At 66.9% G+C, this 13,022-nt stretch carries 13 protein-coding genes and 2 pseudogenes; 4 read left to right on the top strand and 11 right to left on the bottom strand.

Annotation, left to right across the window (positions count from 1 at the left end; genetic code table 11):
• Nucleotides 1-43: 43 nt before the first annotated feature.
• On the top strand, nucleotides 44-1,873 hold the full coding sequence (locus tag X946_RS29520) for an alpha/beta fold hydrolase (protein ID WP_052145066.1): 1,830 nt from the start codon (nucleotides 44-46) through the stop codon (nucleotides 1,871-1,873).
• A gap of 55 nt (nucleotides 1,874-1,928) precedes the next feature.
• On the opposite strand, the gene X946_RS12055 is transcribed toward X946_RS29520, so the two are convergent.
• From X946_RS12055 to fabI, 4 genes are all read right to left on the bottom strand, one after another.
• The gene (locus X946_RS12055) at nucleotides 1,929-2,303 is read right to left on the bottom strand and encodes an outer membrane protein assembly factor BamE (protein ID WP_038747662.1); all 375 of its coding nucleotides are present in this window, start codon (nucleotides 2,301-2,303) and stop codon (nucleotides 1,929-1,931) included.
• A 129-nt stretch (nucleotides 2,304-2,432) separates the two neighbouring features.
• Nucleotides 2,433-3,500, bottom strand: coding sequence for an AI-2E family transporter (locus X946_RS12050; RefSeq protein ID WP_038747659.1), 1,068 nt, complete (start codon nucleotides 3,498-3,500; stop codon nucleotides 2,433-2,435).
• A gap of 105 nt (nucleotides 3,501-3,605) precedes the next feature.
• Entirely contained in the window at nucleotides 3,606-4,034 is a 429-nt protein-coding gene (locus X946_RS12045; RefSeq protein ID WP_038747657.1) for a GNAT family N-acetyltransferase, read from the bottom strand.
• Nucleotides 4,035-4,258: 224 nt separating this feature from the next.
• Complete coding sequence (fabI, locus tag X946_RS12040) at nucleotides 4,259-5,020, bottom strand: enoyl-ACP reductase FabI (protein WP_038747654.1); 762 nt, start codon at nucleotides 5,018-5,020, stop codon at nucleotides 4,259-4,261.
• Nucleotides 5,021-5,381: 361 nt separating this feature from the next.
• On the opposite strand from fabI, the gene X946_RS35090 reads away from it, so the two are divergent.
• A complete protein-coding gene (locus tag X946_RS35090) occupies nucleotides 5,382-5,606 on the top strand; it encodes a hypothetical protein (RefSeq protein WP_161788659.1) in 225 nt (74 codons plus the stop codon).
• 483 nt (nucleotides 5,607-6,089) lie between these two features.
• Here X946_RS35090 and X946_RS12035 read toward each other — a convergent pair whose 3' ends face one another.
• From X946_RS12035 to X946_RS30960, 5 genes are all read right to left on the bottom strand, one after another.
• Nucleotides 6,090-7,187: an NADH:flavin oxidoreductase/NADH oxidase gene (locus tag X946_RS12035; RefSeq protein ID WP_038747652.1), complete on the bottom strand. Its 1,098-nt coding sequence runs from the start codon at nucleotides 7,185-7,187 to the stop codon at nucleotides 6,090-6,092.
• 322 nt (nucleotides 7,188-7,509) lie between these two features.
• Complete coding sequence (locus tag X946_RS12030; protein WP_038747649.1) at nucleotides 7,510-8,190, bottom strand: type 1 glutamine amidotransferase domain-containing protein; 681 nt, start codon at nucleotides 8,188-8,190, stop codon at nucleotides 7,510-7,512.
• A gap of 214 nt (nucleotides 8,191-8,404) precedes the next feature.
• Entirely contained in the window at nucleotides 8,405-8,692 is a 288-nt protein-coding gene (locus X946_RS35085) for a hypothetical protein (RefSeq protein WP_038747646.1), read from the bottom strand.
• A gap of 106 nt (nucleotides 8,693-8,798) precedes the next feature.
• Complete coding sequence (locus tag X946_RS12020) at nucleotides 8,799-9,404, bottom strand: TetR/AcrR family transcriptional regulator (RefSeq protein ID WP_038747643.1); 606 nt, start codon at nucleotides 9,402-9,404, stop codon at nucleotides 8,799-8,801.
• 348 nt (nucleotides 9,405-9,752) lie between these two features.
• Complete coding sequence (locus X946_RS30960) at nucleotides 9,753-10,259, bottom strand: helix-turn-helix transcriptional regulator (protein WP_231753810.1); 507 nt, start codon at nucleotides 10,257-10,259, stop codon at nucleotides 9,753-9,755.
• On the opposite strand from X946_RS30960, the gene X946_RS12015 reads away from it, so the two are divergent.
• Nucleotides 10,258-10,443: a nuclear transport factor 2 family protein gene (locus X946_RS12015; protein WP_231753811.1), complete on the top strand. Its 186-nt coding sequence runs from the start codon at nucleotides 10,258-10,260 to the stop codon at nucleotides 10,441-10,443. The two genes, X946_RS30960 and X946_RS12015, sit on opposite strands and share 2 nt — an antisense overlap.
• Before the next feature lie 218 nt (nucleotides 10,444-10,661).
• Here the strand turns inward: X946_RS12015 and X946_RS12010 are convergent, their stop codons facing one another.
• Together X946_RS12010 and X946_RS36170 are read right to left on the bottom strand one after the other, a co-directional pair.
• Nucleotides 10,662-11,921 carry an IS256 family transposase gene (locus tag X946_RS12010; protein ID WP_038747641.1) on the bottom strand — a complete coding sequence of 420 codons (1,260 nt, stop codon included), beginning with the start codon at nucleotides 11,919-11,921 and terminating at the stop codon, nucleotides 10,662-10,664.
• A gap of 502 nt (nucleotides 11,922-12,423) precedes the next feature.
• Nucleotides 12,424-12,516: pseudogene (locus X946_RS36170) on the bottom strand (AraC family transcriptional regulator); the annotation flags it as partial.
• On the opposite strand from X946_RS36170, the pseudogene X946_RS36165 reads away from it, so the two are divergent.
• A pseudogene (locus X946_RS36165) lies at nucleotides 12,517-12,654 on the top strand (short-chain dehydrogenase/reductase); the annotation flags it as partial. It lies immediately after the preceding pseudogene.
• Between the last annotated feature and the right edge of the window lie 368 nt (nucleotides 12,655-13,022).

Below are 13,022 nucleotides of genomic sequence, written 5' to 3'. Positions count from 1 at the left end.
TCATGATCGAGGCTCGAGGCGGCGCCGCGTCGAGGGGGGCGGGATGAACGAACGCACTGAATTTCCGGCCGGGCCGCTGTCGAGCCTGATTGGTCTGATTTATGAGACGGCGAACGACGACGACCTGTGGCCGCATCTGCTGCAGGCGATGGCGGATTTCCTGTCGGACGCCCGCGTTCACGACGCGCTGCCGATTCCGCGGCACGAGACTGACCGCATGGTCGCGAGCTGGTTCGACGGCATGGGCAACCCGCTGCCGACGAGCGCGACGGCGGCCGAACGCCAGATCTTCACGCTTCTCGCGCCGCACTTCGTCCGGGCTTGCGACATGCGCCAGCGGCTGACCGATTCCGACGGGCAGCGATGCCTGAGCGAAAGCGTGCTCGATCGGCTGCCGGTCGGCATCGCGCTGGTGGCGCGCAACGGCGCGATCGTCCACATGAACCGGGCGACGCGATCGATCCTGAATGGCCACGGCGGCCTGGCGATCGTCGCCGGCCGCCTGGAATCGCGGCCCCGGCGGCTTCTCGACGACGCGTTGCGCGACGCGCCCGAGCATGCGCAAACGCAGGCCGCATTCCGGCTCGACGGCGGGCAAGCGGCGCTGTCCGTGCTCGTGAGCCGCGTCGCACGGGAAGCGGGAACGAACGCGCACGCGATGGTCTGGGTCGCCAGCTCGGATGCGCCGCTCGTGCCGGAAGCCGGCCTGAGCGCGCTCTTCGACCTGAGCGCGGCGGAAGCGCGGCTCACCCAGCGGCTCGTGCGCGGGATGACGCTGGAGGACGCCGCGCAGGATCTCGGCACGAGCGTGAACACGGTCAAGACCCAACTGAAATCGGTGTTCGCGAAGATCGGCGTGCGGCGCCAACCGGAACTGGTTCAGGCGATCTGGTCGACGCCTCTCTGGCTCGATCAAACCGGAACGGCGCAACCATGGTCTCGCCTGCGCCGGCCACCCGCGGCCGCCGCGCGTTCGCCCGCGCAAGAGGACGGGCGCCTGCGCCTGCCCGACGGCCGGTGGCTAGCGTGGTCCGACAGCGGCGATCCGGACGGCCTTCCCCTGATCCTGATGCACGGCCTGTCGTGCTCGCGGCACCTGCGGCATCCGGACGACGCCTTGCTTCGCGAGGCATCCATCCGGCTCATCATTCCCGAGCGTCCGGGCACGGGCGATTCCGATCCGATGCCGGGGCGGCGAGTGTCGGACTGGCCGGCGGACGTCGCGGCCCTGGCGAATCATCTCGATCTGACGCGCTTCGCCGTGCTCGGCTATTCGGCGGGCACGCCCTACGCGCTCGCCACCGCGCGAGCGATGGCGGACCGCGTGGATGCGCTGTTCGTCGTGGGCGCGACGCCTCCCGTCGAGCGCTTCGAGGATATCCGCGCATACTCGGCCCATTTCCGCATGGCGCTGATGGTGGCGCGCTACACGCCCAACCTGCTGCCGCCGCTACTGCAAGTCGTGATACGCAGCATTCGCAAGGACGTGTACGGCTATATCGAATCCATCCTGCAATCGATGCCGGAAGTGGATCGCCGGGTGTTCGAGCATGCGGAATTTCGCGAAAACTACGCGCGCGAATTGCTGGCCGGCGTGAGGCACGGCACGCGGCACTTCGTCGCCGAAACGCTGCTGAACGTCCATGGCTGGCAAATCGACGGCGAGCGCTTCGCGATGCCCGTCGAGCTCTTTCACGGCAGCCTGGACTGGCACATCTCGATCGACGCCGTGCGTCGGCTGACGGCGCGCATTCCGGGCGCCCGTCTGCATGAAATCGCGGATGGCGGGCACTTTCTGATCTATTCGCACTGGCGGGACATTCTGAGTTCGATCCGGCAATCCGTCGCGCGTCATGCGTGCGCGGACGAATAGGTCCGCCAGTAGGTCCACCGCAAGAGCCGCCCGCCGCGCCCGGACGCCGCGCCGGTCAGCGAACGGCGGAGCCGCGCAGCAAGCCGCCGCGGTCGGCTTCCGAGCAGGTCGCGAAGCCGTGCCGCGAGACGACGCCGCGCCGATCGAACACGACGTAGTACGGACGATGGTCGTTGCCGTGGCGTAAATCGTAGTTGTAGCAGACGCCCGAGCCGTTGCGCACCATCCAGACGCTCGCCGGATTGCCGCCCGCCGCCACGATCTGCGTCTGCGTCGCGCCCGGCTGCGCGGCCGCCTTCGGCAGCGGCAGCCTCGCGTACGAGAACGAATCGAACCAGCCGCTGAACCACGAACAGCCGCTCAACAGCAGCGCGGCGGCGAGCGGAAAAGCGAGGGCGGGAACGGTGCGGTTCGTCGTCTGGAATGGCATGCGGCTCAACCGTGCGGCGCGATGCCGTCGCAGTGGAAAACTGCATGCTAATCGACGTTTCGCTGTCTTTTTGTTGAATTTTCTTAAAACAGTCGGAAAAACAACGCACCGTTCGTTCGACGTGCGCCGTCAATCGACCCACTCCGCCCACAGCACGGTCAGCACCGTCATCAGCGCCGGGCCGACGAACAGGCCGAGCAGCCCGAACGTCTCCGCGCCGCCGAGAATGCCGAACAGCACGAGCAGAAACGGCAGCCGCGCCGAGCTGCCGATCAGCACCGGCCGCACGAAGTGCTCGGCGACGAACACGACGACGAAGCCGAACGCCGCGATCCCGATCGCCCAGCCGGCCGCTCCTTGCACGAACAGCCACAGCGCGGCGCCGCAGAACACGAGCGGCGCGCAGAACGGCAGCATCGCGGCCACGGCCGTGACGAGGCCGAGGAGCGCCGCATGCGGCAAGCCGGCGAACGCATACGCGATGCCGAGCAGCACGCCCTCGCCGAAGCCGACGACGACAAGCCCCGTGACCGTCCCGTGCACCGCGGCCGCCATTCGCTGCAGCAGCGCCGCGCCGTTGTCGCCGAACGCGCGCCGCACGCCGGTCAGCAGCGCGCCCGACAGGCGCGGGCCGGCCTGGAAGATCACGAACAGCGTGACGAGCATGAAGCCGAACAGCACCGCCGCGTGCGCGACGCGCGAACCGAAGTGGCGGCCGAACGTGACGACCGTCCCGCTATCGACGCCCTTCACCGCCGCCGGATGCAGCGGCTTCGCGAGATTCGCCTGCCACCACGCGCTCGCCTGCTGCGAGCCGAACGGCAGACGCGACAGCGCGTCGGGCGCGGGAATGCCCGCCTGCTCGGCGCGATGCAGCCAGCCGAGCAACTCGTGGCTCTGGTCGACCGCCTCGACGAGCCCCGCCGCGATCGGCACGACGACGAGCAGCGCGATCGCCGTCGTCAACGCGGCGGCGACGAGCGTCGCTCGGCCGTGAAAGGCGGGATGCGCGTCGATGCGGCGCAACGCCGGCCACAGCGCGATCGCGACGACGCATGCCCATGCGATCGCGGGAATGAAATCGCGAATCACCCACAACGCGAGCGCGACGAGCGCCGCATACAGCGCGCCGAGCGCGATCGACTGGGCCTTCGGGCGGCCGGACGGCTCCGGCGAGACAGGTGCGTTCTGAACCATGAGGACTCTTGGCGAATTGGGAAAGCGCGGCGCGCCGCGACATCGCCATCTTAATGGACGCGCACGACGATGCCGGTGCGGCGGCCGACCGTCGCGCGCGCCTGCTCAGCGCAGCGTTTTCGTCATGAACACGCGGCTCGTGCCGGGCGGATCGCACGGCACTTCGCCGAAGCGGCGCCAGCCGAGCTTCTCGTAGAACGCGGGCGCCTGAAAGCTGATCGTGTACAGCACGGCCGCGCCGCAGCCGCGCCCGCGCCCTTCCTCCTCGGCGAGCCGCAGGATCGCGCGGCCGATGCCGTCGCCGCGCAGCGCGTCGGCGAGATAGAACAGATCGACGAACATCAGGCCGAGCGACGTGCGGCCCGTCAGGCCGCCGAGCAGCGCGCCCGTGTCCGGGTCCTTCGCGAACACCGCGAGCGCACGCTCGTCGTTCACGCCGGCGCGCTCGACGTTGTACGCGGCGAGGCCCGCATCGATGAAATCGATCTGGGCGGGTTCGGGGCGATCGGTGACGACGAGCGTGACGGGCGGCATGGCAGTCCTTCGAGCGTGGCGGATGGCGAGCGGAATGGCGAGTCGAATCGAATCGAATTGAGACGGCCATCTTATCGCGCAGGCGCGACGCGCTCAAACACCGTCGAACATGCTCGAATACGTGCAAACGCGCGCGAGCGCCCGCCGCGCACGCCCGTTACGCAGTTGCCCGTTACGCAGTTGCCCGTTACGCAGCTGCCCGCTGCAAGTTGCGCGCCGCGCCGTCAGCCGACGACGTGATAGCCGCCGTCGACATATTCGACGTTGCCTGTCAGCGCAGTTGCATCGTCGCTCGCGAGGAACGCGGCGACATGGCCGACATCGTCGATGTCGACGAGGCGATGCCCGGGCGTGCGCTCGCGCACGCGTTCGAGCAGCGCGTCGAAGCGGTCGATGCCGGACGCGGCGCGCGTCTTCAGCGGCCCCGGCGACAACGCGTGCACGCGAATGCGCCGCGGCCCGAGTTCCGCGGCGAGGTAGCGCACCGAGCTTTCGAGCGCCGCCTTCACGGGCCCCATCAGGTTGTAGTCCTCGACTGCCCGTTCTGCGCCGTAGAACGTGACCGTCAGCAGGCAGCCGCCGTTCGCCATCAGCGGCTCGGCGAGATGCGCGACGCGAATGAACGAATGGCACGACACGTCCATCGCCATCGCGAAGCCCGCCTGCGAGCAGTCCGTCACGCGGCGATGCAGGTCCTCCTTCGGCGCGTACGCGATCGAATGCAGCACGAAGTCGAGCCGCCCCCATTCGCGCTCGATGCGTGCGAACACGCTTTCGAGCTGGCCGGGCTCGCGCACGTCGCACGGCACGACGAGCCCGCTTCCGAGACGCTCCGCGAGCGGCCGGACATAAGGCTCGGCCTTGTCGTTCAGGTAGGTGATCGCGAGCTCGGCGCCCTGCTCGCGCATGACGCGCGCGCAGCCGAACGCGATGCTGCTTTCGTTTGCAATGCCGATGATCAAGCCACGCTTGTTCGGAAGACGCATAGGGATCTCCTTCGACGGTCGAGCATGAGCCGCCGAGCGACGGGCCGGATCGCGCCGCGCGAAGCGGTATGCCGGCGGCGCGGGCGCGTCGGCGGCCGGTGGATGCGGGCCGGCGTATTCGCGCCGCGAATGCCCGGCCGCCTTCGATGCTGGCCGAGCGGGCGGATGCGCGTCGCTCCGCCCGTCGACTGTCGGGGATCGATGCGGTTCGCGTGTTGATCGATGTCAACAGGATGCGGGAGCGCAAATCGCATTGCGCCTGTTGAAATCGGCGCGCGCTTCATCGCGGGACGGCCATGCGCGGCGCATGATGAACGCCGCGCGACGAGTGCGCACACGATGGGCGATGGGCGAGCGATGAATGGCGAATGGCAAGCGGCGAGCAGCCGGGGGTGCGGGGTGCGTGATGAGCAGCGTGCGGCGAATGGCGAATGGCGAATGGCGACGCCAAGTGACGCCCGCCGATCCGAAGCCGTCCATTCCTGCCTCAAAAAACAACGCGCGTTTCGTCGAAGGAAGCTATCGCGCGACACATGACGAACGCCGCGCCGCGCGCGCAGACGCGCCGCGCAAGCGTCGACGCTGAACGCCTCCCGCCGACCGAGGCGGCGTGAAAACGCAAATCCACTCGGTTGTCGAGTGTCGCTTTACCCTTCCCGCGCTGTCACGCAGCCAATACCGCGCGATCTGGACGGTGGACTCTCTCGACTGGCGCGTTCGGCGTGCGTTTTCATTTTCACGCAGCCTCGACCCGATGCCGATCGCGAGCGCCGAACGAAAAACGGGCGGACGACATCTCGCCGTCCGCCCGCGATCGGGTCATCCGCGCCGTGACGATGTCGCGCGGCGAAAGCTCGTTCGCGCGAGCCCGCTTCGCGAGCGAACACGCATTCAAGCACGCGACATCGAGGCACCGACCGATCGAGGCCGCATCCGCCGCCCCGAACGCCGCGCAAAACGCCGCCCCGCATGCCGCCCCGCATGCCGCCCCGAACGCCTCGCCGCCCGTCCCGGCGCGCCCGCGCCCCGCCCGGTAGCGCGGCGCGGCACGCCGCGCCGCGTCGCGCCGTCAGGCCGCGCGATAACGCTCGAGCCAATGCGCATACGGCGCGGGCAGCGTCCACGACGCGCGCTCGACGCCGAGCTCGAGCGCCGCGCGATACGGCCAGTGCGGATCGGCGAGATGCGCGCGGCCGACCATCACGAGATCGAGCTGCCCGTCCTTCACGACGCGCTCGGCGAGCGCCGGCGTATCGATCCCCCACGCGGACGCGACGGGCAGTTGCGCTTCGCGGCGCACGCGCTCGGCCACCGGCGCGAGAAACGCGGGGCCCCACGGAATGCGCGCGTCGGGCGTCGAGAAGCCGACCGTCACGCTCAACAGATCCAGCCCTTCCTGCTTGAAGCGCTTCGCGAGCCCGATCGATTCGGCGAGCGTCTCCTCGTCGCGGCCGTCGTATTCGATCACGCCGAAGCGCGCGGTGAGCGGCAGGCGCTCCGGCCACACCTCGCGCACGGCCGCGAGCGTCTCGACGAGAAAGCGCCCGCGATTCTCCGCGGAGCCGCCGTATGCGTCGGTGCGGCGATTCGAATGCACTGAGAAGAAGCTCTGTGCGAGATAGCCGTGCGCGAAATGCAGTTCGAGCCATTCGAAGCCCGCGTCGCGCGCGCGCTTCGCGGCCGCGACGTAATCGGCCTTCACACGCGCGATGTCGTCCGGCGTCATTTCGTGCGGCACCTTCGACAGATGCGCGCCGTACGGCACCGCGGACGGCGCGATCGTCTGCCAGCCGCGCGCGTCGCCCGCGGCGATGTGATCGTCGCCTTCCCACGGCCGGTTCGCGCTCGCCTTGCGGCCCGCATGCGCGAGCTGGATGCCGGGCACCGCGCCCGCCGCCTTGATCGCATCGACCGAGCGCTCGAACGCGGCGGCCTGCTCGTCGTTCCAGAGCCCGGTGCAGCCCGGCGTGATGCGGCCTTCCGGCGACACCGCGGTCGCCTCGGCGATCACGAGCCCCGCGCCGCCGCGCGCGACGCCCGCGAGATGCACGTGATGCCACTCGTTGGGCACGCCTTCCTCGGCGACGTACTGGCACATCGGCGGTACCGCGATGCGGTTGCGTAGCTTGACGTCCTTCAGTTGAAACGGTTCGAACAATGCAGCCATCTACTACTCCTTCGATGTTCGTGTTTAGGGTCGGTGAGGTGACTCGAGTGACTCGGGTGACTCCACTCGGGTGATTCGGGTGATTCGGGTGATTCGGGTGATTCGGGTGATTCGGTGACGCGGTAACGCGGTAACGCGGTGATTCCGTGATTCCGTGACGCAGGTGATGCCGGTGATGCGGCGCGACGACCTCGCCCGGCGATGCGCACGCACCGCGATGCAAATCGACGCGACTCGATCCGGCTCGATGCCTCGACGCGAGTTGAATCGACTCGACGAAAACGCCGCGGGCGACGCGCAACGCGGCCGCCCGCGCCGCGTATTACTGCTCGAGCAGCTCGAGCAGCGCCTCGGCGACGGGCTCCGACGACGCCGGGTTCTGCCCGGTGACGAGCAGCCCGTCGACGACCACGTGCGGCGCCCAGTCGGCCGCGCGCGAGTAATGGCCGCCGCTCGACTTCAGCATGTCTTCGACGAGGAACGGCACGACCTCGGTGAGCTCGACGGCCGCCTCCTCGCTGTTCGAGAAGCCCGTGACGTTGCGGCCCTTCACGAGCGACGCGCCCGACGGGCCCTTCACGTTGCGCAGCACGCCGGGCGCGTGGCAAACGGCCGCGACCGGCTTGTCCGTCGCGATCGCGCGCTCGATCAGCGCGATCGAATGACGGTCCTCGGCGAGATCCCACAACGGGCCGTGGCCGCCCGGGTAGAACACGGCGTCGTAATCGTCGATCGACACGTCGGCGAGCTTGCGCGTCGACGCAAGCGCGGCCTGCGCTTCGGCGTCCTTGTCGAAACGGCGCGTCGCGTCGGACTGCGACGCCGGATCGCTGCTCTTCGGATCGACGGGCGGCAGCCCGCCGCGCGGCGACGCGAGCGTCAGCTCGGCGCCCGCGTCCTTCAGCGCGTAGTACGGCGCGGCCAGCTCCTCGAGCCAGAAGCCGGTTTTCTTGCCGGTCGCGCCGAGCTCGTCGTGCGAAGTCAGGACTACGAGAATCTTCATTTGGATGCCCTCCTTGATGTCTTGAGAATCAGGCGGCGCGGCCCGGACGGGCCCGCCGGCCATGCGCCGCCGAGGCGGCCGGCCGCCTGCTTGCCCGCGCCGCGAGATAGCGTGGGCTTCGCCGCGGCGTGCATCGAGTGCCGCCCCGCTGCCGGGCCACGTCGCGTTGCGCGGCTCGCGTGATGTCGTGCGTCATGTCGTGCGCCGCATCGCTTCAGTCCGTATCGGAGCAATCGGGCCTCGACGCGGCGTGCGCGCATCGCACGCCGGCACCGTGCGCGCTTCCCACCGCCCGAATGTCCCGCAGCACGGCTTCGTCGACGCGCCCGCGGGCGCATTCCTCGGCGCGTTCATCGGCGCGTTCGTCGCCCCGCCTGCCATCGTCGAACGGACGCGGCTTCGCGTCGGGCGCTTTCGGCGCTCGGCAAGCGTGGATCGATCGTGCATCGATCCGTTTGTCGAACCGGATTCGGATCGCGTTGCGATCGTCGAACTGTCGCATGTTGCATGCCCTCTAATAGACCAGTCGTCTATAAAATGACCGCAAAAAACGCGGCGGCGCGATTTCGACTTTCATCGTACGCGCCGCCGCGCATCGCAATTCGCGTTCAGTGCGCTCCCGGCAAACCGAGGATGCGCCGGGTGGTCGCCATCGCGATCGCGAGCGGCTCGCCGCTGCGCCAGATCTTTTCGATCAGCGTCGCGCCGACCCACAGCTCGTACAGCATCGCGGCCGTCTGCCGCGGGTCGAGATCGACCTTCAGCGAACCGTCTTCGAACGCCGCCGCGATGCACGCGGCGAGCCGCGCGACGATCTGCGACGTGCCGCGCTCGAGCGCCACGCGCATCGCTTCGGACAGATCGCAGACTTCCGCGCCGAGCTTCACGACGAGGCACTTGCCTTCGGGGTCGTTGCCCGCCTGCATCTGCTGCCACTGGCCCCAGTAGCGCATCAGCCGGTCTGCCGCGGGGCCGGAGCCGCGCACGAGCAACGCGTCGAGGTGCGCGAGGTAGTCGGCGAAGTAGGACTCGAGGATCGCCTCGCCGAATGCCTCTTTCGACCCGAAATAATGGTAGAACGACCCCTTCGGGACGCCGGCCGCCGCCAGAATCTCGTTCAGGCCGACGCCCGTGAAGCCCTTGCAGAGCATGATGGGCTTGGCGGTGTCGAGGATGTGCTGCCGGACGTCGGCGGTGGTGGCTGCTGCGTTCATGAGGGTGGATGATAGCGCGAGATTAGACCAGTCGTCTAGCAACCGGAAATTGGCCCTGAGGCCGGCGCGGGATGCGCTTGGCCGCACGGCTGAAAACGGCGGGACAAATCGGCGACGTCGGCGCGGTCCGGGCTTCGCGTTCTTGATCGCGCCGTCGCCCGTTGGCTGCTCGCCTATCGCGCGGCGGGCGCAACTTTGTCGTGTCGTGCGGTGCGTTGTCCGAGATCGGCCAGTTTCCGTCGTTAGCCATGGTCGGCGCACGATCAATCAAGCGGCTGCCTCGCTCAAGCAGCGGACCGTCTGCTGATTTTGCATGAACGACCGAGGCTCATGCGTTGCGCCGATCAACTATGGCGCAACCGATCCAAGCCCGTGCTCGCCGGTTGCCATGTAGCCTTGCCGTTCCCGACGGTATTGGACCGGCGAGACGCCGCGCGCCAACTTGAATGCGCGGCTGAAAGAAAATTCCGACCCGTAACCAACGCGCGACGCGATTTCACCCAGCCGTAGCTCGGTTTCCTCCAGCAGCTGTGCAGCAATGCCCATGCGCCAACGCGTCAGATATTGATGAGGCGGTTCGCCCACCAAGGCGCAAAATTTGCGGGCGAATGCAGCACGCGACAACGTGGCTTCTTTGGCAAGTTCCGCCAGTGTCCAAGCACGTTCGGGTGATTCGTGTATCCGCGCAAGGACCCTCGTCAATTGAGGCGATCGCAAGGCCGAAAACCAATCGTTATCTGCCGGGGAAGCAGCATCCGCCCATTCACGGATCAAGTAGACGAACAGGGAGGAGGGCAGATTTCGCACCACGATCTGGTTGCCGAAGTTCGGTGTCTCAACCTCGTTACGCAGCATGCGCAAGCGCACTGCGATCGACGGTGACCTCGCTTTCATTCACGTGCGCTATTTGGACTGGGGCGGCAAGGAAACTGCGGGCGTCGACATCTTCCGTTTCGATGCCGATGGAAAGATCGTCGAGCACTGGGATGTTTTGCAGCCGGTGCCGGAAACAGCCAACAACACGAATACGATGTTTTGAGCGCGTGGCGGAAGATGGGATCGAATGAAACAGAGCGCCCCCTTCAGAGCAACATCGGATGCAAGGATCTGACATGACTGAACCGCCAGGCGCGTCGGAGCGCGGAGCGCATCGAAATCGATGGCTTGAAGATCTGCCTCCGACACAACCGGGACGGGACGGGAATTCTCTTGGCGCTCGGAGGTATCCGGAATTCCGTGTGTGAGGCGGGTTGAGATTCAGACTCCAATGTTGAATCGTTCCGGGTAAAGCAGTGCGAACTGCGTCATCGCGCTCTTCCAATCGTGCCGGGAGCCGGTCCACTTGGCAACGACGTTGCGCAGCGCCAGCCAGATCAGTTTGAGCGCGGCCTCGTCCGACGGGAAGTGGCCGCGCGCCTTGATGATCTTCCGAAGCTGCATGTGCAGCGACTCGATCGCGTTGGTCGTATATACAATTTTCCGGATGTCAGGCGCGAAGGCGTAGAACGGAATCACCTGATCCCAGGCTCGGCGCCAGAGCGCGGCAATCGGAGGGTATTTCGTACCCCACGGGCTCGTATCGAACGCGTCCAGCGCCACGGCGGCCGCTTCGGCCGACGGTGCCCGATAGACCTCCTTGAGCGCCGCTGCGACCGATTTCCTGTCTTTCCAGCTGGCGAAGTCCAGTGAGTTCCGGATCAGATGCACGATGCAGGTCTGGACCGTCGTTTCCGGGAACACCGTGTTGATCGCTTCCGGGAAGCCCTTCAGGCCGTCGACCACGGCGATCAGGATATCCTGCACGCCGCGCAGCTTAAGGTCGTTCACCACCCGCAGCCAGAACTTGGCCCCCTCGGTCTGCTCGATCCAAAGGCCCAACACGTCACGTGTGCCGTCGCGGCGCACGCCCAGCGCCAGGTAGATCGCTTTGTTGCGCACGACGCCTTCGTCGCGGATCTTGACTCGCAAGGCGTCGAAGAACACGACCGGGTACATCGGCTCGAGCGGCCGCTGTTGCCACTCGCGCACTTCATCGATCACCGCGTCGGTGACCGTGCTGATGAAGTCTGGTGACACCTCGATGCCGTACATCTCTTGCAGGAAGCCCTGAATCTCCCGCACGCTCATGCCGCGTGCGTACATCGCGATGATCTTGTCGTCGAAGCCGGTGAAGCGTCGCTCGCCCTTGGCGATCAGCACCGGATCGAAGGTGCCTTCGCGGTCGCGCGGAATCTCGACGTCGAGCAGGTCGTCGTCGGTCGTGATGCGCTTGCGGCTGGTGCCGTTGCGATGGTTCGTGCGGCCTGCCGGCTTGGCAATGCCCTTCTCGTAGCCGAGGTGGTGGGTCAGTTCGCCGCCCAGCGCGCGTTCGAAGATTGCCTTCTTGAGCGCCGCAAGCTGCTCGTTGATCGTCGCCCGATCCAGCGTGCCGGGTACCAGTTGCTTGATCAGTTCCGGGTCAAGGTTCAAGCCCTTACCCGGTTCTATCGTCACTTCTTCCTTGCGTTTGCGTGGCATAAAGTGGCTCCTTGGCCATCAGTTTATGCCTCACACACAAACACTCGGATAGGCTCTGGCGCTCGCGAGTCCATGGCCGGAAAGTTTGTACGCCTGTCAGCGAATCCGGTCGAGCCTCGGTACACAAGCGTCTCTGATCGCAGTCGACGTTCCACGCTTTGGGCAATCGGGAAGCAGGCCGGCATTGATGTCGCCGCGAACAATGGGGCGTTCATTCCGAAGATGCTCACTGCGCTCGGCCTTGACCGTGCGCACGCCATGCCTCGCGCACCAGGTTTCGAATAGGTTCCTTTCGGCCAGTTGCCCAAGGTCACGACCGGCTGCCGCCGGCCGGAAACAACCCTCCGCGACAATCACGCGAGCGCCTGCCTCGCCGGTGTTCAGCGAACGTCCGCAGATCTCCCACAACGAATCAACGCCAGCGCTCGCCCACACTCATGCAGTTATGCAGTTGCACCTTTGCGCCGCCGTAACGCTCCAGTCGAAACGAAACGCACCGAACTCAGTGCGACGACACATAGGTCGCATCGGCGAATGATTCCGGAACGGCGAAGCTCTCGCGCATACGTTTCGCTTCCGCCGCCAGCGTCAAGCCGCCGTCATTGCAGCGGATCGCCCGCCCGCGCATCTCTTGCTCGGCGGCGATGCGCTCGGGCTCGTGCGAGACAAAATGGCGGCATTGGAGGATGAAATCGGTGCGTGGGAGGCTGTTACGGTCTCGACGGACGGCTGAAGACCGGTGAAACGGAGAACTTGTCGAGAACCGAGTCTCGCGCCGTCAGGCCGGCCCGAAAGATGCGACAGGCCGTTACCGACGCGAAGCGGACTTTCGAGCTTTCCTCGTGAGCGGCCGAGATGGCTCGGCAAGCGTCGGTCGCACCGCCCGAGGTCAGTCGTCCGTGGACGCACGCACCTTCGCTTGACCCAGCCGCGCTGTCCCATGCCATGATCGCGCTCGTTGAATAGTCGGATGGCGCGCCGTCTCGCGCGCGCGGCGAGGCCGGGATGATCCGCTACGCCGGCAGACCGCTCATTCAGCGTGTTCTTCTCCCCTTGCCGTTGCGAGAAAAGCGCCCTCTTGCCGAATGGAGACAAGAGGCA

This window comes from Burkholderia sp. ABCPW 111 (genome assembly GCF_000773065.1).
Lineage (GTDB): Bacteria > Pseudomonadota > Gammaproteobacteria > Burkholderiales > Burkholderiaceae > Burkholderia > Burkholderia savannae.
This window is presented reverse-complemented; position numbering and strand designations above follow the sequence as displayed.

Coding starts and splice junctions, on each gene's coding strand:
- X946_RS29520 (WP_052145066.1), top strand. CDS start 44: ATGAACGAACGCACTGAATTTCCGGCCGGGCCGCTGTCGAGCCTGATT.
- X946_RS12055 (WP_038747662.1), bottom strand. CDS start 2,303: ATGCCATTCCAGACGACGAACCGCACCGTTCCCGCCCTCGCTTTTCCG.
- X946_RS12050 (WP_038747659.1), bottom strand. CDS start 3,500: ATGGTTCAGAACGCACCTGTCTCGCCGGAGCCGTCCGGCCGCCCGAAG.
- X946_RS12045 (WP_038747657.1), bottom strand. CDS start 4,034: ATGCCGCCCGTCACGCTCGTCGTCACCGATCGCCCCGAACCCGCCCAG.
- fabI (WP_038747654.1), bottom strand. CDS start 5,020: ATGCGTCTTCCGAACAAGCGTGGCTTGATCATCGGCATTGCAAACGAA.
- X946_RS35090 (WP_161788659.1), top strand. CDS start 5,382: ATGGCGAATGGCAAGCGGCGAGCAGCCGGGGGTGCGGGGTGCGTGATG.
- X946_RS12035 (WP_038747652.1), bottom strand. CDS start 7,187: ATGGCTGCATTGTTCGAACCGTTTCAACTGAAGGACGTCAAGCTACGC.
- X946_RS12030 (WP_038747649.1), bottom strand. CDS start 8,190: ATGAAGATTCTCGTAGTCCTGACTTCGCACGACGAGCTCGGCGCGACC.
- X946_RS35085 (WP_038747646.1), bottom strand. CDS start 8,692: ATGCGACAGTTCGACGATCGCAACGCGATCCGAATCCGGTTCGACAAA.
- X946_RS12020 (WP_038747643.1), bottom strand. CDS start 9,404: ATGAACGCAGCAGCCACCACCGCCGACGTCCGGCAGCACATCCTCGAC.
- X946_RS12015 (WP_231753811.1), top strand. CDS start 10,258: ATGCGCAAGCGCACTGCGATCGACGGTGACCTCGCTTTCATTCACGTG.
- X946_RS30960 (WP_231753810.1), bottom strand. CDS start 10,259: ATGCTGCGTAACGAGGTTGAGACACCGAACTTCGGCAACCAGATCGTG.
- X946_RS12010 (WP_038747641.1), bottom strand. CDS start 11,921: ATGCCACGCAAACGCAAGGAAGAAGTGACGATAGAACCGGGTAAGGGC.